Raw genomic sequence first — 22399 nt, forward strand, 5'->3', positions numbered from 1 at the left:
CTACACTCGAAACAATCACTCCAAGCCCTGACGAGAGCGTTATGCCCAGACTGGCGCCCGTGCTGTTTCTGCTGTCATTGATGATCTGCACCGCCACGGCTGACGCGCTGACTCTCACCGATGAAGAACGCAGCTGGCTGGCGGCTCACCCTGACTTGCGCCTGGGTGTCGACGCGTCGTGGCCGCCTTTCGAATTTCGGGACGATCAGAACCGTTATCAGGGCCTGGCTGCCGACTATATCGACGTAATCCGTCAACGCCTGGCGATCAAACTTACACCTATCGAACCAGTGAGCTGGACGGTGGTGCTGGAGCAGGTCAAGAAGGGCAAGATCGATTTGCTGCCGGGGATCATGTCTACACCGGAACGCCAGAACTATCTGTCATTCACCCGACCGTACCTCGACTTCCCGATCGTCATCCTCGCCCATGTCGGTGGCGCCCAGCCGCGCAAACTCGATGATCTGTATGGCCTGAAAATCGCCGTGGTGGACAACTACGCTCCCCACGAACTGCTGCGCACTCACCACCCCGACCTGAATCTGGTCGCCATGCCCAACGTCAGTTCGGCGCTGCAAGCTTTGGCGACCGATGAAGTGGACGCGGTGGTCGGCGATCTCGCTTCCAGCGTCTGGAGCCTGCGCCAGCTCAAGCTCGACGGCCTCTACGTCAGCGGCGAAACCCCGTATCGCTATCAACTGGCAATGGCCGTGCCTCGCGATAACAAGATGTTGGTGGGCATCCTCGATAAAGTCCTCGCCGATATGACGCCGGCAGAAATCAGCAGCATCCAGGAACACTGGGTCGGTAACGTGCTCGACCACCGGACGTTCTGGTCAGATCTGCTGATGTATGGCCTGCCCGGCCTGTTGCTGCTGATGACAGTGCTGGCCGTGGTGATTCGCATCAACCGCCGCCTGAGCTCGGAAATCACCCGGCGCATCGACCTTGAGCAGGAATTGCGCAGCAGCGAATATCACTACCGCGGCCTGGTCGAGAGCCTGTCGGCGATTGCCTGGGAAGCGCGGATGAGCGACTTCACCTACAGCTATGTTTCGCCGCATGCTGAAGACTTGCTCGGCTATCCACAGTCCCATTGGCTGATTCCGGGCTTCTGGCACAACATCATTCACCCCGCCGACCTGACCCGCACGCAGAACTATTGCAAGGAAGCGCTACGCCAGGGCCGCGATCACATCGTCGATTACCGCGTGATAACCGCTGACGGCCGCTGCCTGTGGGTGCGCGATATCGTCAGCCTGATCGAGCATGGCCACGAACCGGTGATGCGCGGGCTGATGATCGATATCAGTGAAATCAAGCGCACCGAAGAGGCGCTGCGCCTGTCCGAGCAAAAGTTCGCGTCGGTGTTCGAGCAGTGCCCGGACATTCTGGTGATTGCGCGTCTGTCCGACGGCTGCCTGCTAGAGGTCAACGAAGCCTTCGAGGAGCAGATCGGCCTCAGGGCCGAGGACGTCATCGGCCAGACCGCCACCAACCTCAATATCTGGGGCATTCCCGGCGTCGGGCCGGGCCTCTTGCAGCGTTTGCAGGCCGGCAGCATCCGTAATCTGGAAATGCCCTTTCGCCGCAACAACGGCCAAGTCTTCACCGGGCTGATTTCCGCCGAGCCTTTCGACCTCGACACCACGCCGGCGCTGGTGGTCGTGGTGCGCGACATCAGCCAGCTCAAGGAAACCCAACAGCAACTGCAAACTTCTGAAGAGAAATTCGCCAAGGCTTTCCATGCGTCGCCGGACGGCCTGCTGCTGTCACGCCAGAGCGACGGCCTGCTATTGGAGGTCAATGAAGGCTTCAGCCGCATCACCGGTTTCAACAGCGCGATGTCGGTGGATCGTTCGACGCTGGATCTGGGCATCTGGGTCAACCTCAACGAACGCAAACAGATGCTTGACCTGCTGCAACGCGACGGTTTCGTCCGCGACTTCACATGCCACATCCGTCGCAGCGACGGGCAGATTCGCCTGTGCGAAGTGTCCAGTCGCCCGCTGCCGATCGGCGACGAGGATTGCATGCTGACCATCGCCCGCGACATCACTGAACGCCATCTCATGCAGGAAAAACTGCAGCAGGCCGCGACCGTTTTCGAGAGCACGGCAGAAGGCGTGCTGATCACCGATACCCAACAACACATCAGCGCGGTCAACCGTGCCTTCACCGAAATTACCGGCTACAGCGAAAGCGAAGCACTGGGCCACACGCCACGCTTGCTGGCGTCAGGGCTGCATGACAGCGCTTTCTACGCAGCGATGTGGCATCAATTGACCGACGAGGGACACTGGCAAGGCGAGATTTCCAACCGGCGCAAGAACGGCGAGCTGTACCCGAGCTGGCTGACCATCAGCGCCGTGCGCAATCGCGACAAATTCATCACTCACTTCGTTGCGGTGTTTGCCGATATTTCCAGCCTCAAGCATGCCCAGGCCAAGCTCGATTATCAGGCTCACCACGATCCGCTCACCGGCCTGCCCAATCGCACCCTGTTCGAAAGCCGCCTGCAGATGGCCCTGACCAGCCAACAGGAAAATGGCGGCCAGGGCGCGGTGCTGTTTCTCGATCTCGACCGCTTCAAGCACATCAACGACAGCCTCGGCCACCCGGTCGGCGACCTGTTGCTCAAGGGCATCGCCGTGCGCTTGAAGGAGCAACTGCGCGATATCGACACAGTCGCACGGTTGGGCGGCGACGAGTTCATCATCCTGTTGCCAGGCTTGCAGCAAGCCAGCGACGCCGACAACATCGCGACGAAACTGCTCAACTGCTTCGGCGCGCCGTTTCAGGCCGGCGAACACGAGTTCTTTATCAGCGCCAGCATTGGCACCAGCCTCTATCCGCGCGACGGTTGCGATGTGGCCACCCTGGTGAAAAACGCCGACGCGGCGATGTACCGCTCCAAAGCCAAAGGACGCAACCGCGTCGAAAGCTACACCCGCGACCTCACCGCCCAGGCCAGCGAGCGCATAGCGCTGGAGCACGAACTGCGCCGTGCCATCGAGCGTGATGAGCTGTTTCTCTATTACCAACCGAAAATCAGCCTGGTCGATCACAGTCTGGTCGGTGCAGAGGCGCTGATTCGCTGGCGCCACCCAACCTTCGGCGACGTGCCGCCCGAGCATTTCATTCCGTTGGCGGAAGAGAACGGAATGATCCTGCAGATCGGCGATTGGGTGCTGGAAACCGCTTGCAGGCAAATGTTCGAGTGGAACGAGATCTACCAACCGCTGGGGCCGCTGTCGGTGAACCTCGCCGGCGCGCAACTGCGTCAACCGAACCTGTTGGTGCGCATCGAACAACTGCTCAAGGACAACCGCCTCAGGCCGGATTTACTGCAACTTGAAATTACCGAGAATTTCATCATGAGTCAGGCCGAAGAGGCGCTGGCAGTGCTGCACCAACTCAAACACCTCGGCGTGCAGCTGGCGATCGATGACTTCGGCACCGGCTATTCCTCGCTCAGCTACCTCAAACGCCTGCCACTGGACATCCTCAAGATCGACCAGTCCTTCGTCCGCGGACTGCCTGACGACCCCCACGACGCGGCGATTGTGCGCGCCATCATCGCGCTCGGCCGCAGCATGCAGTTCACGGTAATTGCCGAAGGCGTGGAAACCCAGGCGCAACAACAATTCCTCGCCGCAGAAGGTTGTGAACAGATCCAAGGCTACATCGTCAGCCTGCCCCTGCCACCGGACGAATTCGCCGCGACGTTTCTGCATGTAACCGTATCGGATTTTTCGGATAGCACAGCCGCGAAACCGTCGCTATAATCCGCCGCCTACTGAGGGCCTATAGCTCAGTTGGTTAGAGCAGAGGACTCATAATCCTTTGGTCCACGGTTCGAGTCCGTGTGGGCCCACCAACTCCAAAGCCGCGCATTGCGCGGCTTTCGCGTTTCTGGCGGAACCATCGCGGATACAGTCCTATGGTCAAAAGGTACAAATTAGGTACAGTGCGGCTTCGCTTGCACGCCTTTGGAGTCCTTCAGATGGCCACAATCGTTAAAACCCCTGCCGGCACCTGGAAGGCCGTCATCCGCAAAACCGGATGGCCGACCAACGCCAAAACCTTCCGCACCAAACGCGACGCCGAGGACTGGTCACGACGCACCGAAGACGAAATGGTGCGCGGCGTGTACATCCAGCGCAGCGGATCCGAGCGACTTACGCTCGAAAAGGCGCTCCAGCGCTATCTCCGTGAAGTGAGCCCTACCAAGAAGCCGACTACACAGCGAGCAGAGGCCACCAAGGCGCAGCAGTTGATACAGCATCTGGGCAAGTATTCCCTCGCAGCGTTATCGTCCGAAGTGATCGCCAATTATCGCGACACCCGACTGGGCTCACTCACCAACCGCGGCAATCCCACGAGTAACAATACGGTGCGGCTGGAGCTGGCTTTGCTTAGCCATCTGTTCACGGTTGCGATTCAAGAGTGGGGGCTCGGATTAACCTTTAACCCAGTGCTCAATATTCGTAAGCCGAGCCCAGGCGAAGGTCGAAATAGACGCCTCATGGCTGATGAGGAAAAACGCCTATTGGCAGCAGTGAACAAGCACAGCAACCCCATGCTGGCGTGGATTGTCCAGATTGCCTTGGCAACGGGCATGCGCGCTTCTGAGATCGCGAGCCTACGTCGCTCACAGATTGATATCCAAAAACGGATAGTGCGGCTCTCAGACACGAAAAACGATAGCGCTCGTACCGTCCCTCTGAGCAAATTAGCTACCGAGGTATTTCGTACCGCCCTGGCGAACCCGGTACGTCCTATAGATTGTGATTTGGTCTTCTTCGGCGAACCAGGAAAGGACCAAAAGCGTCGCCCTTATGCGTTCACGAAAATCTGGGGCACGATCAAGAAAAAGGCTAACGTACCCGATTTCCGATTCCACGATCTTCGACACGAGGCTGTCAGCAGGCTTGTCGAGGGAGGACTTTCTGATCAGGAGGTTTCCGCGATCAGCGGTCATAAATCAATGCAGATGCTCAAGCGCTATACGCATTTACGTGCCGAGGATCTGGTGCGTAAGCTCGATCAGTTTGGCTGAGTGCGTAATTGCATGGACTTGACCACCCATTTGCATCGGATTTGACCAGCGCACTGGGTGGCCTTGACCGGCAAAAAACGGCCAGAAGCAGGCGTTTACGCTCAAGACGCATGGCACCTCGCTAAATAATAAATGACACTGGTATCATTGCCCGCCATACGTTTAATAGAACTCGAAAACTAAACTTTTTAGAGAGAAAAGGGAATTTCCATGCTCGAGAACGAACGATTGATAAAGGAGATACTCACTGGATTCTCTACATACCAGCATTACGTCCAGAACTGCGGTAAAACTGGAAATCTAGATACAAACAAAGCTGCAGAAGGGTTTGTGGCACCGCTTCTGAATACGATCTTTGGCTGGAATCTTGAGCTAGTTGGTTCAGCAAACTACCCTGGTATAGATTTGGTCGATCGAACACAAAAAATTGGCATTCAAATTTCATCCGACCAATCTTCAGGCAAGATAAATAAAACTCTTGAAGTCATCGCAACATCAAACTTAAAGCAGTCCATTAATAGTTTGTATTTCTTCTTTCTGCAGCCGAAGCAGAAAACCTATACCGTGAAGCTTTGCTGCGTGGGTGTGGTCTTTGATGTCGGTCAGCACGTTATGGATTTTGATTTGTTAATCCAGAAACTTAATACTTGCAATTTGGGTGTATTGCGAAAAACTGCAAGTGTCGTGAAGAGTTTTTTACCCCATTTATTTCAAGAAAAAACCGCCTTCCTAAAACAATCTCAAAAAGAACTAGCGGCGAATCTGACTTTCCTAGATCGGGCAGTTTTTTATCAGCTTGAACGGCACGAAGAACCTTTTGACATGTTGACAGCTATTCGAGAAGTTCGCATTAGCCTACAGAAGAGTGGTTCCAAGCTAATTTCCAACGCTGTAGCCGCTGAGGAATTCTCCAACATTTGTAGAACTCTACAAAACTGCGAAAATAGCGTACGGGAAAAATTTCCAATCTTGTGGGACAGCGTTAGTCGGAACTGCCGGCCTACGGCCGAAGACGCTCAAAAAGGTGAGTTCTGGAAATCTTTCGCTATCATGATGGGAATTCGCGACCCTATCGCTGCAAGCGCAGACCAAATCAAAGACGAACTACTAAGAATTAACGCGAATCTAAGTCAGTGAGATTTTTTATATTATATTTAGATCAGGGTCTTTTACACAGCGCTGCCTTATCGTCGCGCAATTAGGAATAATGGGTTCGGATTTAAATTATACGGTAAAAAATAGATCAGACCCGCGAAGACCAATCGAGGCCAGCACTTCAGATGCTTATTTCCAAAATAAAAGCAGGAAACAAAACTATACTAATGAGGGATAGCGCCACATCTAATATTTTCGATGTGTGTTCATTATCATTACTGATCGGACCCAACGGTTCAGGCAAAAGTATGTTACTCAAACAGATCGCCGAGTACTTTTCCGGACAGTTCAATAGTGTGATTGCAAGTGAAATCCAAGTCCATATGGTGAACGATGGCCCTTTGCACAGTTCCTCCGCTGTCGAGGATTGGGGCGTGATCTACTATTCAGCCGTCCCTTATGGGCCGACTTTCAAGAGGCTAGACAATTTGCTCGATGCTTCCGCTCGCCGCTCGAATAATCTCGATATGTTCGAAATCGCGAAGCAAGCCCGGGTGATGGAGTTTTTTGGATTTAAGCCAATTATCGAATTCAATGCCAACTGGAATATCTCGGAAACTATCCAAAATGTAATAGATGTTCTTTATGATCATGAAGTGCCTCCAAAACTAAGCTTGTTTCCAGGCACCCCTATTTTCGATCGGCTGTATGATATGGCCCTTGACCCGGAAGGGGTAAATGTGGTCAATTTTTGGGACCAAAAAGAGGCAGCCCGCTCAGCGCTGCATGCCTACCTTTCCTATGAGGTTGATCGCGGGTTAGCCATGGCAACACTACTGGTACTTCAGAAAGCAGTCAGACAAAAAAATAGTCGCGACATAATTCTAAGTATTTTAGATATATGCCTATCAACTCCTTTGAGCGGAAGACTTGCAAAACCTGAAAAATCGACCCAACGATACGTTGATGATATTTATAATGCGTACTATATATTGGGACACACTAATTTATTTCGTCGAGCTCAATCAAAATTAGCGTCGAAATTATCAAAGCGCTTTACACTTCCTATTGAACACTTCGCTCCATCCTCTCCAGAGGCCGCGAGCGTTGGATATTTTACTACTCGTCTAGATGGCATGAGCTCCGGTCAGGCAGCGCTGATGTCACAATTCTGCCGAATAGCGAAAGCGTTGAGTGCGATGGCAAAACGGCGAAAAAACATCTTGCTATTGATAGACGAGGGAGATGCCTTTCTACATCTAGAGTGGCAGCGAATTTATATACATCAGTTAAACCAATTCTTAGCGATGGAAAGAGATAAGCGCGGTTTGGAGACATTGCAAGTCGTAATGAGCACACATTCGCCTCTGCTGGCTACCGATGTGCCCAAGCAATTCGTATGCCGCCTGGATGACGGCGCTCATGGCAAAACACCCATTGCGTTTGCGGCCACGTTGCATGCCTTGCTTAATCAGTCTTTTCAGTCCAGAACGATCGGCGAATTTGCGTCTCAGCGTATTAATGAGCTCATCAATAATCTAAAAGAGGGTATTGAGGGTAAAAGGGATAAGATCGTCACGGACAGCATTGACAATCCGATCATCTTAGCAGAACTCGACAGGCTGGTGAGCTTTGAGGGGAACGAATGATCATTTCGATTTCTAGTAATTGGGATGATGCTAGAGCAGAACATCGGGCATTTCTCAAGAGCGTTATAGAACGCTATTTTAGAGCAGCAATGAAACAGGGTGGTCCTCATACAATCACATTTGGATTTATACGCCAGGTCGAAGCATTACTGCACTCTTCTGACTTACAAGATGTTACTAAAAGCATCATTACTTTTGAAGCTTACAAGAAGAAAGCAGGCGACTTTCGAGAGCAGTTCGTGATTGAACTTCAGAAAATTTTTAGCTACGATAACTTTATTAAGAAAAAAGTTGGCTGGGACGCCTACAAGCTCTGTGAAAAATCAAGAATTAAAGTATGCCCATATTGCCACCAGGTCGATGCCAAGACGGTACTTGATTCTAAACGGAAACGCGGTTATCGCCCTCCTCTGGATCACTTCTACTACAAGGATGCGTATCCCCATCTAGCGCTCACGCTTAGTAATCTCATTCCCGCCTGCACTAATTGCAACACCTCTCTGAAAGGTTCGGCGGACTTCCACAAATATCAACACTTACACCCTCTGTTTGACTCCGAACAGATATCGTTCCATCTCTACCATCCTCTTAAAAATAGCTACCTGCTGGATATGCTTGAAAGCGATCCGAATGGTATTAAAATTGGCGTGAGTGCACGGCGGTCAGGTTGCGATACCACAAAGCGCTCGCTAGAAACGTTCATGATAGTCGAACGATATGCTCAATCTCTATGTGACGCTGTGGAGTACGCCAATGCAAAACTTGCATGGGAAAATTTACAGGCCAATCCACAGCTGAATCTTACCACTAATGAAAAAACATTGACTAGATTTGACCGAGGAGATTATCGCAGCCGCACGTTAGGAAAGTTGTTTGCTGATATTCACGACCTTCTGGCACCGTAGCTGCCTGCAGTATTTGCGATTTAAGCGTGTTTATTGGCTGGGGCTAAACTCGCAATCGTCTAATAAAATCGTACTCCCAATCGCTCCTTGTGTAGAAAGGAGCTACAGCAGACTGTCTGCTTCTGGCCGATTCTGTTGAAAAAGTCGGTTTCGAATTCCCCGCGAGAAAGTACGCGCCTGAGATTGAAATCTGAATTTTTTGCAGAACTTTCAGGACTCGGAGTTCACGTAGCCGCGTGCAACTGAGGTGTTTTCATCCATCAATATTCTAGTATTTCGGGAAAGCCGGCTTTTTTCAACACAATCGGTCGACTTCAGCCAGTCAGGGCCACCCAGTGTGCTGGTCAAACCCGACGCAAACGACTGGTCAAGTCGAATGCAAATGTGTGGTCAGGTGGAGTGCAATTACCCAGCTGAGTTCCCGACCTTAAAAAGAATGTAGCAGCTATCCGGCTGCTGCCTTCTATTGTTTTCCTTCTGTTATATTTTGTTTTCTTTAGTTTTCCTGTGTTTTTTAGTTGTTACCAATTTGTTTTTCAACACAGCCACACTACTGTTGGCGACGACTTCCCAGCAACCCCCTACCTTTACTGTCACCAAACTTAATTGATAGCTTTCTCCGAACATTACAAATGATACGTAAGCCAACGTAACTACGGAGAAATATATGACTTCCGAACAATACCTTTTGGACCGGTTTGGCCCGTTGATGAGCATGGCTCAAGTCGCAAACTTGTTGGACCGTTCTGCAGACGGATTCAGAGTAGCGATGTACAGCGACTCAGAGCTCTCCAGAAAGCTGAAGCCTGCGGTTGTTCGCGTTGGGCGTCGAGTCTATTTCCGAACTCTGCAAGTCAACCAGGCACTGTCTCTTGATACCCCAGCTCTTCAGGCCTGAACATGAGCTACAGGACTATAGACTGGGTTTATAACCAGCAGCTACCTGCGCAAGACAAGCTCATTCTCGTTTATATCGCTAAATGCGAAAACGAACAGGAGCCCTGTTTTGCCAGCGTAAAACTGTTAGCTGCTAAATGCGGTGTTTCGGCCCGAACAGTACAAAGGATCTTGAAGAAGCTCTGTGAAGCCGGACTTGTCTCCTCTACCCCACGGTTTAGAACTGACGGCTCACAAACCAGTAACTTCTACACTATTAACGTTGAGCAGGATGTCACAGCTATGTCACCCCCCCATGACATTCAACTGACAGGGGGGGATGTCAGCCGGGTGTCACCGCCCGACGCCACGCAGATGTCACGCCTTGAACTACCAAATAAAATCAAATCAAAGCCACTACTACCTTCGGACACGTCACCCAGGCATCTGGTTTATCCACAAGGGTTGACGAAGCACTCCAAGGATTCAGTTGGCAGGATCCTGCAAGGAATCCCCACCGATGCCGCCCAGACGCTTCTGGATGAACTGGCCGGGGCTATGGCCGCAGGTTTCATCAAAAAGGGACCTGAATACTGGCTCTCTGGGGTAGCGATGAAATATCGGGCCGGGCAATTCAAACCGAACCTTGGTTTGGAGATAGCAAAAAACAGAAGACCTCAGGCGAGCCTTCCCTCACCAAACAAGCCGCCTGCAAGCGACGTGAAGGTGGACCGAGGAGTGGGGAACAGATTCCTCGCCCAGTTACGACCACAGCGAACGCCATGATGACGTTTTTTAAGAACTCTAGGCCTCTCCGCGCTCCGCTTGGGCAACCCCTTCGGTTGCACCCCGCATCCTATCCTTGCCGGACTGGCGGCAGGGGCAGGTCCTGCGGCTTCGCCTGGTTCCTACCCCTGGCGCTAGGCTTGGACGCTTGCAGCTGTATCAAGGGTAAAGGCTGCGCCCATCATCCTCGCCCGTTCGGTGCTCGCCCTGAAGGGCTCCGCTCCGCTGCGGCCTCCGGTGATGCCCTTGACACATCTTCCAGCTCAGACGGCGCTGTAGAGCGTACAAAATCACTCAAATCCAGATCACCGTCTACAAAAGCCTGAGCGCGAGCTTCATCCTCGGTGCTTAGGCTGTAACCCGAAAGCTCGGTCGATGCTCGAGCATAATCGACCGCTTCCTGCCTGCGCTTACGCTCTTCGTCGGTAATGGTATTGCGTAGCTTCATTGATCACTCCGAAACACCGACAGATTAATAACAAGACAAATTCAGCGCGGACTCAGTGGGTCAAGGGCGGCACCACAAGCCGCAGCCCGCGAAGCGGGACCGGGTGAGGATGCCGGCGAAGCGAACCCTTGACGCGCTTTTCACGATGACCCTATTGGCTGGGTTGCGGGAGGCGTTATCCCCGCAGCCCTGCCACCCGGCGAGGGGCAGGAAGTCCAGAGGGGCAGAGCCCCTTTGGGTGAGCCCGCCAGGGCGCGCAGGGCAAACATACATGCAGCCAGAAGAGGTCGATGGAGGACGATTAGCCTTGTCCAATCCTTCCACCTTTCGCATGGCCCCAATTCTTGCCTAAGTTTTGCACTACGTGTTGCCGGTAAGCTGGATTCCAGAGGGTATTACCCGCCACCAAATGATTTGTACGTCCAGCTGTCACCATCATGCCGGACTCCATATCACGCCGCGTACTCGGAGCATTCATCAACCGAGCAGCAGTTCGAATAGGCGAGGCAGCGCCCTGAGCCATCGCGCGCAGCGTGACTGCCGCACTACTGATCCCACCGGCAAGCTGCCCTGCAACTGAGTTCGCCTCACCCAGCAGCCAGAACATGACAATGGTGAAGGTGATCAGAACCAGAGACGTGAACAGTGGATTTTGCTCGCTATCCAGGTCAACGCTGTTTATCAGCGCATCGAACCCTTTGAATGCCAGCCCTACAACAGCCGCCATGAGGGCGATACGCAATACATAGGTCATAACCTGGCCAAACCAGCTATCGAAGAAACGAGCAGTGGCAGGCCACATCAAAGCGATGAGAAAGAAAGGGCCTATACCGAGCATGATCGTTAACCCCGCCTTAGCAACAACGATCATTCCGCCAGCCGGAATACCCAGCAAGCCGGTTGCTACCGCAATGATGCCGGCATTGAAATACTCACCAAATGCCATGCCGATTTCCGACCAATCACGATTGGCCGCCCGCTCCCAAAGGTCACCAGCGATTCCCCATCCTCGACCTAAGGCGTGATCTACTACTTGATACACGGATGTGGCCTCCCCGCCAGAGGAACCCGTGCCGGCAAAGGCCGAAGTGAAGCCCACCTCCAAGGACCGAATGCCCCCGACAATCCATTCCATATACATGTCAGCATTCAGCGCAAATGCTGCGATCAAAATGAGCTTGGCGCAGGTTTTCAGAAAGGTGGACATCGGCGCTTCGATATACCCCCAGCCGATCATGTAACCCATGACAGTCAGGTAAAGCGTGGTGCCCCCAAGCGCGAACAGCGTAAACATCGTAATGACGTTGCCGGCGGTTTGGCTCACGAATGCATTCAATGCAGTATCGAGAAAAGCCCCGATGAACTGAAAAATCATTGGCCCTTCCATGTTCAGTCTCCCTTCTTGCCGAGATCGACCGCACCTGGGGTTAGCCATCCGCGTCGGGCATTGGCTTTTTCGTTGTCGGCCTGCTGCGCATTAACGCAGTTCGGCGAAGCGGCCAATTCGCCAGAACTGGCTTTACATTTGGCAACCATCGCCTTTCTTTCCGAGTCGTGCTGTTTGTACCAGTCGACAGTTTGCACGGGGGTGTTTTCGCCACATCCAGCCAGTCCTACGGCGATCAGCAGAGTTAGAAAAAAACCTCTCATTTCCGCACCTCCTGCTTTTCTACATCGATCACAACACCTCGACTCGACCCATGACGAGCCTCATGTTGCTGCGCGAAATTCAAAGCGTAAGCAAGCTCAGCAGCATCGATGATGCAAAGCGTCGCGACAGTTCGCAGGGCGCTTTCCCGAGTGCCAGCCCAATGCCCAGCGAAGCGACTTCCAGAATCGCGTAACGCCAGCGCTGCACCACCTAAACACCCAACTGAAAGAAAAGCGGCAAGCACCGGTGAAACCGGTCCTTCCTGGTACGGCAATGGAATCCCGAACCAATCGACCGCTGCGATTACGAAGGGCAAAAATGCGAGCGATGCAACGAGGATGTCAGTGTGAACCAACGCAGGTGCGCGACGGCCCACCTCCCGAAGGAAGCCCATCTTGTGGATGCAGATCCAGAAACGGCGCATGGCTAGCAAGAGGAAAAAACAGACTGCCAGAATGGGAAGTTGAATGAACGAAATCATGACGTCCCCCCTCAGTTTAGGTTGTTCGATGCATTCGGCTGTATCCAACCACGTCGGGCATTGGCCTGGGCGTTGAGCTCCCGCTGCCGTTGTTGCTGCAAACGGTCCTCAGCCTGCGCCACCATCTGAAACATCTGAAGCTTGGTTTGCTCGTTCTGGATCTTCGCTTGTTCAATCGCAATCCGGCCTTGCAACTCCGCGATGGCCTTCGGATCTTGCGTCGTATTGATACGCGACATCAGCCCATCGATTTGCGAAAGTCGGCTTTTAGCCGCGTCATAGGCATCAAGGGCAACCGCTTTGTCTTGCGACGGTTTGACCGCCCGCGCTTCACACGCCCGTTGCGCGTCGCGGGAGTTGATGAAGCTGCAGCTATCAAATGTCTTGTTGGCGGCATAGACCTGTTTACCGCGACCAGTCAGGCCGGCATAGCCACCGTCCCTCACCGAGTCATAGACCTGTTGCCAGTCTTGCGGCAAGTAATCACGCAGAGCCGGGTTGTCCATGATGCTGCCCATTCCACGCGATCCGGTGATCGACTGGTACTGCTGCTTCATCTGGTCAATCTGCGACGTCATCTGCTCGACTTGCTGCGCCCAGCGCGCAGTGTTGGCCGCGAACTCGGCCATCGTCATCGGCGAATCACTTGCTTGGGTGGTTACTGTTACAGGGATTTGCGCGAACGCTGCTGACGGCATCGCAATGCCTACAGCCAAGAACCAAGACGGTAGGGGATTTTTCATATTCGCCACTCCAAAGGTTGGGGGCGAACGCAGGATCGTACTGTTCCGATCTGTCGGTCTGTTTAGGAACCGCGCCCGGCACGCTGGGCGTTCTTGGGGCGACTAGGCGGCCATTCTGTTCTTGGCGGTCAGGCCCTTCTTCTCAGGCCGGCACCCGGTACGCGCGAGGCGTTCTTGGGGTAGAGCAACGTTCGTTAGAAGACCAAAACTATTCATTCTGGCGTGCGACATTTTCCCATTTTGGCTAGAAGATGTCGATCACGCAAAAACGTTTAGCCAGCAATTTGCTCGCAGTTTAATGAGCACACTCCCCGGTCGAAAACTTCGTCATGACGAAGAAATGCAAAGGTATGAGGACTAGTGCAGGATAGGCTAATCGCCGGTAAAGTGTCATACATTCTGTACGCCACTTGGTCAACCTAGCCTAACCAAGGTTCGTTTTATGGGTATTGAGAAGAAATCACCGATTCTTAGTGTGAGGCTAGGGCCTGACCTTAAAGAGCGCTGGGAAGCATATTGTGAAAGGCTAGGCCGGGCACCCAGCTCGGCCATCAAAGAGGCGATTGAGCAACAGCTAAAAGCAGCCGACGCCTTACCAGCTCCCAAAGCGTACCGACAGACTGAAAAGCTGAGAGAGCCCAAGGAGCGATTCGAAATCCTTCTAACGATTTCCGAAAAGGCCGCCGTTAAAGAGCGCGCTCGGATTGAGCGCTGTTCTATGCGGCGCTGGATCGTCGATGCAATCCGTACCGGCCTCACTCACGAACCACAATTCGGAATGTCAGAAATCGACGCCTTAGGCGAGTCCAACTATCAGTTGCTCGCCTTAGGCCGGAATTTGAACCAGATTGCTCGGCGCTTAAACGAAGGGAGTCCCGAGCCGTTCACCCTGGAACATATCGAGGCGCTTCGCCGCTTGATCGATAAGCACACCGAAGTCGTAAGTAACGCGATTCGGGCCAATCTTGAGCGCTGGAGCCTCGAATGATACGAGGTGGCTCAGATTTGAAATCAACGAATGAGCCGCAGCCATAGCCTGGGACGCAGCGTAAGACTGGACGAAAATACTGGCGAAGCCAGCCATTATGTCGCCACAAGCGGGTTAACGCAGCAGACTGAGCCTCTATAGGGCAGAATCTGCGCCAATTCCGCAATACTATCGTGCCATTACGTGAAGTTTCGGTAATATTCGGTGAACTCAGGACTACCGAAGGTCAGAAAATGGATTTCACCCTCTCCGTCGATCAGATGCCGGGCACGCTGACCTGGATCACGCCGGCTACACTGCTCATCAATTTGCTCAAACCGCATCCAGGCAAAGTCGACATGGGCGAACAGTTAACGGATCGATGCGCCCACTGGAGCCCCCAACGGCAGACGTTACTCGCCCTACACAATGCCGCGACACGTGAAATCCCCCGAACGCCCGCACATTTTTCTTGCACTCAGCCATCGCGGTGCTGGAAACGAATGCCCCAGATCGGGGAATTTTCGATAGCTAAAAGCAGACGCAGCGAACTCATATGCCATATAAGCGTGCGCCTAGGCCGAGACTCTCAAAAGGCTGAAGAATCTACAAGTTATAAACAACTCATAATTCGGGCAAAATCATGATTGAATTTATCTCTCAGAACAACAAAAAGAACCTGATTTTATTTGTACATGGTTTTTGCGGCGGAGAGGCAACTTGGCGAAATGGCACTGCAAAATCCTTTCCAGAGCTACTTCTCGACGACCCTGAAATTTCAGGCAATTACGACGTCGCCTATTTTTCATACTTTACGAAACTGCTAAATCTTTTTGCAAAAGCAGGAAAAGTATCAACTATCCTGAAGAGAGTCTTCTCCACCTCTCACGGAAAATTAGCAAACAACATAAGCATTGAAGAGATCGGAAACCTACTTAGAACCGAGATACGCTTTCGGCTTCAATCTTATGAAAACCTAATAATAGTCGCGCACAGCATGGGCGGACTGGTAACAAAAAGCGCAATAACCAAGGACATTCAAGAAAAGACCCCTTCAAAAATCAAACTCTTTATTTCCTTAGCTGTACCTCACCATGGTGCCGAAGCAGCCACATATGGCAGTCTAATCAGCGAAAACCTTCAAATTGAAGGACTAGCACCTCTCAACGACTTCATACATAAAATTAGTGATGAATGGCTGAAAACCAGCATCAGACCTACCACTAAATATTTTTATGGAACTTATGACACAATCGTAAAAAAAACTAGTGCAGCCCCATCCGACAAAGAAAAATCAGATATTATTCCGGTCAGCGAAGACCACACAAGCATAACTAAGCCTGAGGGTCCGAATAGCACGGTCTACATTGCAGTTCGTCAAACAATATTGGACTTTGAAAAATGCGATCCTGGGATGTCCAATCTAGAATTCCAAGAACTTTTAGACGACACCAATTTTGACGACGAGCTATTTGTACTGAAGCTTATTAGCGCAGACATTCATAAAACCTCTATAAGGGAAGCCAAGGAAGTGTTTCTCAACGCCGAGTACATAAGAAAAATATTCAATAGCCCGTCCGACCAGAAGCGACTTGCTGATTTGTATAAAAAAATTAGAAAAATATACCAAACCAGCTACTCAAAATACGTCCATGACGGCATTCCTAATTCAGGGCTGTTATTAACGGATGTCCATGAGACGATTCTAAAGGAAGACAAAACTTTTTTAGACACATTTATCCCATTCATTAATGCCATCCATAAACAAGGGATGCTTCACCAGCTTTCTAATTCAGAGGATGAAGAAATTTGGTGGACTAAAAACATCCCAGCCTCCTCCTTGAAAAAACTTCTCAAGGAGGCAGAGGATGACTAGCCTACCCTACATACAGCCTGAGAGAGAACTTCATTACAATCTCGGAGTGCTATTGTTAGTACTAGGCTCTTTAGCTGAAACAAAAAAACGCAAAAAAATATTGAGCATTGATAGAATTCAATCATTTTACTTCCTGACTACCCGTCCGTCGCTGCTCAATAGGGTTCTCCTCCTAGCTAACAAAAACCAAATCAATATTGATGAAAGTGATTACTACACGGTCGGAAACTTATCACCAAATATTGAAGAGCTTTTCGATAGAAATCGTTTACTAACGATGCTTAAGATTCTCGCATCTAAAAATTTTTTATCTATCGAGTACTCAAACAGCGAAGGTTTTTTATTTGGCTTAACAGAAATCGGAAAACTTAAATCCCAAGAATTAACTGAAGGGTACTTTCAGAAAATCTCTTATTTCATTGAGTTACTATCAGAGCTCCAATCACAAACCCCTACAAAACTCAACGGATATATAAATTCAGCTTTAAGGCAGGAGGTACGGTGAATACATCTCAAGGTCTTCTCTTGAAGAATTTAGTTCTTCACGGACATAGAAAAGATTATCGAGTCCCTTTCTATCCAGGTATCAATATAATTTACGGTGATGCTGACACTGGAAAATCAAGTATCCTGCGACTTGTTTATTATCTGCTCGGGGGTAAAGAGATCAAGCTGGACAAAGAAATAACATCCTCCGTGAAATACGCGACTCTTGAAATACATATTAACGGTCACCCCTATTGTATAAGTCGAGATATATTCAATGCATCAAAAGACGTAGATGTTTACTTTTGCGAGCTATCCAAGATATCAGAAACATTCCCAGAGAAATATAAATCCAGCGTAAGCAAAGGGGACGACCAAAACAAGAGCCTCTCTGACTTTTTGTTAGAGGTTTTAGAATTCCCTTCTGTCCGACTGAAGCAAGCTCCGACAAAAGACTCGTCCGAAACAGCTAGATTAAGCTTTCTTGATCTTTTTAAGTTTATGTACCTTGATCAAGACGATGTTGGCAGCGCTAATATGCTAGACATAGGAAACTACGTCCTCGAAACGAAAAACAGAGAGGTTTTAAAGTATATATTCAATGTTCTAGACTCTAGTATTTCCGAGCTAGAAGTGGAAATTTCAAAAAAAACGCACGATAAAACACAGCTGATCACCCAATACACAGCAATTACCACGTTTTTGAATCAAACAGAGTTCAAAGATACCGAGGCGCTAGACGAGGAAATCAACAATATAGACTTAATCAAAATTGAGCTAAAAGAGCAGATTTCAGATTTAAACAAGAGAATGACAAGCGACAACGCGCTCTACGAGGGCCTTAAGGAAGCGCTAAACACGATTAGCCTTAAAATCGAGCAACAAGAAGACACAAAAAACTCCACATTACGGAATATAGAACGATTCACTCGACTACTCAACGAGTATCAAAATGATATCGAACGAATAAAGGCTGGCTTATCCGCTAAAGAGATCATCGGCAGGGATATCCCAGAGCAAACAAACTGTCCAATTTGCGAAACCAGTATTGAAATCCAAAATCTGTCTGAGAAATTTGACATCCCCAGCGACACCCGTCTAAAAAACGAGCTCACATCGATCACCCGTAGAACCAAGGACCTTAAGCAATTAATCTCCGAAAATAGGAGTGATCTTGAGAAGGCCAACAATCTACTTTCAGCCCTATATTTAGAAAAAAACAAAGCTCGGGAAATGATAGATGATGAGCTTAAAAGTTCTATATCACCTTACTTGGCTGAGCGAGACGCAATTATCTCTGAACTAGCTCAGATTGATGAGCGGAGAGGAAAAGCAGTTCACTCCCTGCGAGTTCGGAATACTCAGACAGGGATTGCAGATCAAATAGGCCGCCTAGCAGGCAACATCGAAAACCTAAAAATCAAACTAGATGAGCTGAAAAAGAATTCACCATCTCTCGACGACGTAATGAAAGACTTAGGCATCGATCTCAATAATTTTATAAAAGACGTTAAGATCAAAAACCACTACGGCGTGGGAATAGACAACAAAACCTTTTTCCCGGTTGTCAGAGACACAGAGTATCGAAAAATCAACTCTGGTGGTCTTCGCACGATTGTGTCCATAGGGTATCTAACTTCAATCCTTTCTCAAAAACTGCGGAAGGATACCAATCTTCCGGGGCTGCTTATGGTTGACACCGTAGGAAAATTCTTGGGTAAGACTCCCGAAAATCCGGAATCGGACCAACTTGCTACGCTCAACGACGCAGACGGCGTGGCAGATCCGGAGAAATACAAGAACCTTTTCGAAGCTCTAATTAAAACCGCAGAAAAATTTGATGAGAACAATAAGCTCTGTCAAATTATATTGGTGGATAATGATATCCCGCAGAATGTTGCTTTTGAAATACAAGGATTGGAAATAGCACACTACAGGTCAAATGGAGTAAATGGGTTACCGACCGGCCTCATTGATGACTGGGATTCAGTTGACACAAATAATCGCTCACAAACACAACCAGAATAAGGCAACTTTTTCTCAAAACTACAAACGCCTCATATATATCTAAATGGACACTGCGACTACACTTAAAGGAATATATAGATCCATGGACATCAGAAACGCCGACTACGAAACGCAATTTGCTCTACATCAAGTATGCACGTCTTCAGATCCGCTTCTAGCACTACGTGCATATGAAAAAAACCAACATCTACTAAAAGACTGGAGAATCATCTATGCAGCTGAAGATGATGCGGGGCCATTTAAACTAAGGCGCAAAGGATTCGCTGACAGAGGATTTATATCAACGTGTTTTCGGGGAAAGTCACTTTGGATACTAGACTCAGAAGCCATCAGTACTTTATCTCCAGTAAGATTCCAGATAGGATATGGCACCTTCGTTGATTCAAATGCAGCCAGCTTTATCAAAGCACTTGCATACCGCGAGAACCCATCTCCGGAGCTAATTAAGCACGGCCTATCTATAAGGGAAAACTTTAATAGCGAGGAACTGGCAAACCTCAATCCGTACTTGTATCTGTGGGAGGCACAAAGATCCTGGAACTCACAGACCATTGAAAATGGCCGGATGACTCTCGCGGCAATACATGCGCTATCACTAGACCCATATCCATTAGATGAAGGTTGGGGAGTACGATTTAGAACGTTTTATAAAGAGCAAGCAGAAGCTTACGCAGATGAGCTACTAGCCGACTTTCAGAAGCAATTAGACGGTGGATTACATGAAGGTATCGAACAGCAAGTAAACCTTGTTGAAAGCATGATCTTGCGCACCAAAATAATTGAAGCAAGCTCTTCCAAATCAGTAGAACATAAGATGGAAGAGCTTGTGCAATTTATGCATGAAGACTTATCGACTTTTATGCTACGAGAGTTAATTGTTTGTGCCGATATCATATGTCGTAGCGGGCGGTCTGCGCTTTCAAAAAAACTTAACTCCGTACTGGACAAAAAAGATCCGCTTGCCGTAATAAAGAATTGCTCATGGGACCTTTATCTCCCGCGAGCGTTGGATGCGATGGCGAATACAAATACCCTACCCGAAGCTGACTTTTACCTCGGTAATTTAGTAACCTTCGACACGGATGTAGCTGACATTTTGAAACTGACAGAGCTGCGAGCAATGGCACTACACCGAGAATCACCACTCACATTTCCTTTCTTTAACGAAGAATTCGTGGACTGGCTAGTAACTCGGCTGGGTGAAAAACGCATGAGTTCTCTTTCGGATATTTTTCAAGCTGAAAGCTTTGAGCTCCGAGCAAAGCAACGTAGTCATGAAAAAGTTAAAAGCATACTTATGGAGGATCGCGCAAAATTACTCTTCCTAAAAAAATCAAAGCAATAACTTTAGACGTTTCGGAACCCTGATTAACGCGTCATTTATGTAGTACATTTACTGACCGGTGGATCAGAATTCCCGGCCTATGATTCCAGCAACAGGGGAGCTTAGGCCTCATACACGAGCCCGCCCTCTGAAATCTGGCTGATAGGGCCTGCAAAAATCAGTACAACCACGGTACAGTACCCAGCTTGAGCTACCTTCTCAGAATTACGCTCAACACCAGTAACGACGGGGCCTCCAGCTATGCCAACCTACGTTCACCTTCGAACGATTTCTCTAGGCATAGCAACTCGCCCAGCAACTCATAATCCTTTGGTCCACGGTTCGAGTCCGTGTGGGCCCACCAAATTGAAAAGCCGCGCTTGATGCGCGGCTTTTTTGTGGGTGCAGTTATCAAGTCTTGCGAATTCCGACCCAGGAAGAAAGCTGCGTTATCTGTAGGAACATTCTGAAGCGATGTTTCAGGGACGTTTGCAGCCTTGTTAGGCTTTCCTGCGAGCAATTAATCTCCTGACGCATCGCCGCCCAGGATTGTTTCCATGCTCATGAATGCTGCTCCAACAATCAGGGAGGCAGCCGGCCAAGCAACCTGGATCGATCTTGCCCTACCCGACTTGAGAACACTCTCGAAAGAACTTCGATCAGCCGCAATTGCAGAAATAAAAAGGGCTGACGATGCAGCGGGTGCCTTGGGAATACTCTTGGAATACTTCGGATTCATCGATGAGTCCGTTATGGCCGTCACCATCCTGACGCCGATTGGAAACGTTGCGGTTGCCAGAGAAAAACTGGCCCACATCGTTGAAAAACGCACGGACTCCCGCGAGCGCTATGTTCGACACGCTATCGATACCTTAACGGGACCCTTTGAAATATGGAAAGTCCAATACGATAACGGCGGACACCGCGTGGCATTTATCAATGCCTATGAGGCAAAAAATGACATGCTTGTGGTTGTGGACATTCGGGATGGACACGTTCTCTGGAATTTTATGAACGCTCCGGCGAGAGCCATGAACAGGCATCGAAAAGGCGAGCTTTTGTATAGGCGGTACATTCTTACGGACAAAAAAAGGGCAGCCATCGGGCTGCCCGTAACATCTAAATCCTGATATTTGCATCCCCAGGAAATGGGATGAAGAGGTCTCACCTGACACCGATGTTGCAGCATCGCTGAGGTACCTACATCTGCTAATGCCCTGCAAGGCAGCAGATTTCGCGCTCTTGTTGGCATTCTTGGGAAACAGGGCAGACAAGTCAAATCAATTGTCAGAACATTTGTTTCACCAAGTTCACCTGTGACCACTTTGCTATGGCGCAAAAGCCTTTCCTTATTTGCCTGTAAAGTGCGCCTCCCTCCGACTCAACGCCAATGGAGCCTCCCTTGCCAGACACCCGCCACCCCAGCCTCGATGAAATCGACCGCCAACTGATCGCCGCGCTGCAGATCAACGCCCGTGAAAGCGTGGCCATGCTCGCCCGTCAGCTAGGCATTGCTCGCACGACGGTGACGTCGCGTCTGGCACGCCTGGAAAAGGCCAAGGTAATCACCGGTTATGGTGTGCGCTTGGGTCAGCGTGTGGTCGATGGTGGCTTGCAGGCCTACGTCGGAATCAAGGTGCAGCCGCGTTCCGGCAAGGACGTGCTGCGACGTTTGAGTGCGATGGCGCAGGTGCAGCAGCTGTGTGCGGTGAGTGGCGAGTTTGATTATGTGGCGTGGTTGCGCACCGATTCGCCGGAGCAGTTGGATCAGTTGCTGGATCAGATCGGCAGCGTCGATGGGGTGGAGAAGACCACGACGTCGATCATTCTGAGCAGCAAGATTGATCGCGGGCAGCCGGTCTGAGCATTGGCCGGGCATTCTGGCTGAGCCGCTTCGCAAGCGTGCTCGCTCCCACTTTTTTGGTCGGTATGCAGCCCGCAATCGTCAGTCTGCACAACAATCAGGCAAAACGACGACACATTGCGTCTTATTAACGCGCTCCACGCTCCCTAGAATGGCTG

Annotated in this window: 19 protein-coding genes and 1 tRNA gene; 15 read left to right on the forward strand and 5 right to left on the reverse strand. The window is 50.3% G+C overall.

What is annotated here, in order from left to right; translation table 11 throughout:
- Positions 1-41 precede the first annotated feature (41 nt).
- The 8 genes from PS14A_RS22855 (at position 42) to PS14A_RS22885 (ending at position 10373) form a co-directional block, all read left to right on the forward strand.
- On the forward strand, positions 42-3788 hold the full coding sequence (locus PS14A_RS22855) for a bifunctional diguanylate cyclase/phosphodiesterase (RefSeq protein WP_212617275.1): 3747 nt from the start codon (positions 42-44) through the stop codon (positions 3786-3788).
- Between the two features lie 15 nt (positions 3789-3803).
- A tRNA-Ile gene (locus tag PS14A_RS22860) sits at positions 3804-3880 on the forward strand.
- Between the two features lie 126 nt (positions 3881-4006).
- Positions 4007-5062: a site-specific integrase gene (locus PS14A_RS22865; protein ID WP_212617276.1), complete on the forward strand. Its 1056-nt coding sequence runs from the start codon at positions 4007-4009 to the stop codon at positions 5060-5062.
- 210 nt (positions 5063-5272) lie between these two features.
- On the forward strand, positions 5273-6199 hold the full coding sequence (locus tag PS14A_RS22870; protein WP_212617277.1) for an SMEK domain-containing protein: 927 nt from the start codon (positions 5273-5275) through the stop codon (positions 6197-6199).
- 143 nt (positions 6200-6342) lie between these two features.
- Positions 6343-7806, forward strand: a complete 1464-nt coding sequence (locus PS14A_RS22875) for an AAA family ATPase (protein ID WP_212617278.1) — start codon at positions 6343-6345, stop codon at positions 7804-7806.
- A complete protein-coding gene (locus PS14A_RS22880; protein WP_212617279.1) occupies positions 7803-8711 on the forward strand; it encodes a hypothetical protein in 909 nt (302 codons plus the stop codon). The genes PS14A_RS22875 and PS14A_RS22880 overlap by 4 nt, the downstream gene beginning before the upstream one ends.
- 667 nt (positions 8712-9378) lie before the next feature.
- Complete coding sequence (locus PS14A_RS26670; protein WP_033045894.1) at positions 9379-9609, forward strand: hypothetical protein; 231 nt, start codon at positions 9379-9381, stop codon at positions 9607-9609.
- 2 nt (positions 9610-9611) lie between these two features.
- Positions 9612-10373, forward strand: a complete 762-nt coding sequence (locus PS14A_RS22885) for a helix-turn-helix domain-containing protein (RefSeq protein WP_212617280.1) — start codon at positions 9612-9614, stop codon at positions 10371-10373.
- Between the two features lie 181 nt (positions 10374-10554).
- Here the strand turns inward: PS14A_RS22885 and PS14A_RS22890 are convergent, their stop codons facing one another.
- The 5 genes from PS14A_RS22890 to virB5 form a co-directional block, all read right to left on the reverse strand.
- Positions 10555-10821 (reverse strand): antitoxin VbhA family protein, encoded by a 267-nt coding sequence (locus PS14A_RS22890; protein WP_152632659.1) that lies wholly within the window; start codon positions 10819-10821, stop codon positions 10555-10557.
- Between the two features lie 301 nt (positions 10822-11122).
- Positions 11123-12208 (reverse strand): type IV secretion system protein, encoded by a 1086-nt coding sequence (locus PS14A_RS22895; protein WP_212617281.1) that lies wholly within the window; start codon positions 12206-12208, stop codon positions 11123-11125.
- A 2-nt stretch (positions 12209-12210) separates the two neighbouring features.
- Positions 12211-12471: an EexN family lipoprotein gene (locus tag PS14A_RS22900; RefSeq protein WP_212617282.1), complete on the reverse strand. Its 261-nt coding sequence runs from the start codon at positions 12469-12471 to the stop codon at positions 12211-12213.
- On the reverse strand, positions 12468-12953 hold the full coding sequence (locus PS14A_RS22905; RefSeq protein WP_212617283.1) for a hypothetical protein: 486 nt from the start codon (positions 12951-12953) through the stop codon (positions 12468-12470). The genes PS14A_RS22900 and PS14A_RS22905 overlap by 4 nt, the downstream gene beginning before the upstream one ends.
- Before the next feature lie 11 nt (positions 12954-12964).
- Positions 12965-13696 (reverse strand): P-type DNA transfer protein VirB5, encoded by a 732-nt coding sequence (gene virB5, locus PS14A_RS22910; RefSeq protein ID WP_212617284.1) that lies wholly within the window; start codon positions 13694-13696, stop codon positions 12965-12967.
- Between the two features lie 442 nt (positions 13697-14138).
- On the opposite strand from virB5, the gene PS14A_RS22915 reads away from it, so the two are divergent.
- The 7 genes from PS14A_RS22915 (at position 14139) to PS14A_RS22945 (ending at position 22241) form a co-directional block, all read left to right on the forward strand.
- The gene (locus PS14A_RS22915; RefSeq protein WP_181108006.1) at positions 14139-14684 is read left to right on the forward strand and encodes a plasmid mobilization relaxosome protein MobC; all 546 of its coding nucleotides are present in this window, start codon (positions 14139-14141) and stop codon (positions 14682-14684) included.
- A 622-nt stretch (positions 14685-15306) separates the two neighbouring features.
- Positions 15307-16539, forward strand: a complete 1233-nt coding sequence (locus PS14A_RS22920; RefSeq protein WP_178963776.1) for an ABC-three component system protein — start codon at positions 15307-15309, stop codon at positions 16537-16539.
- Positions 16532-17044, forward strand: a complete 513-nt coding sequence (locus PS14A_RS22925) for an ABC-three component system middle component 4 (protein ID WP_178963777.1) — start codon at positions 16532-16534, stop codon at positions 17042-17044. Before PS14A_RS22920 ends, PS14A_RS22925 begins: the two co-directional genes overlap by 8 nt.
- A complete protein-coding gene (locus PS14A_RS22930) occupies positions 17041-19053 on the forward strand; it encodes a hypothetical protein (RefSeq protein ID WP_212617285.1) in 2013 nt (670 codons plus the stop codon). The genes PS14A_RS22925 and PS14A_RS22930 overlap by 4 nt, the downstream gene beginning before the upstream one ends.
- A gap of 82 nt (positions 19054-19135) precedes the next feature.
- Complete coding sequence (locus PS14A_RS22935; protein ID WP_212617286.1) at positions 19136-20398, forward strand: hypothetical protein; 1263 nt, start codon at positions 19136-19138, stop codon at positions 20396-20398.
- A gap of 536 nt (positions 20399-20934) precedes the next feature.
- A complete protein-coding gene (locus tag PS14A_RS22940; protein WP_249121393.1) occupies positions 20935-21507 on the forward strand; it encodes a PBECR2 nuclease fold domain-containing protein in 573 nt (190 codons plus the stop codon).
- 272 nt (positions 21508-21779) lie between these two features.
- Positions 21780-22241 carry an Lrp/AsnC family transcriptional regulator gene (locus PS14A_RS22945; RefSeq protein WP_073476545.1) on the forward strand — a complete coding sequence of 154 codons (462 nt, stop codon included), beginning with the start codon at positions 21780-21782 and terminating at the stop codon, positions 22239-22241.
- The last annotated feature ends 158 nt before the right edge of the window (positions 22242-22399 follow it).

It is taken from the genome of Pseudomonas sp. 14A (genome assembly GCF_018132745.1).
GTDB lineage: Bacteria > Pseudomonadota > Gammaproteobacteria > Pseudomonadales > Pseudomonadaceae > Aquipseudomonas > Aquipseudomonas mercuritolerans.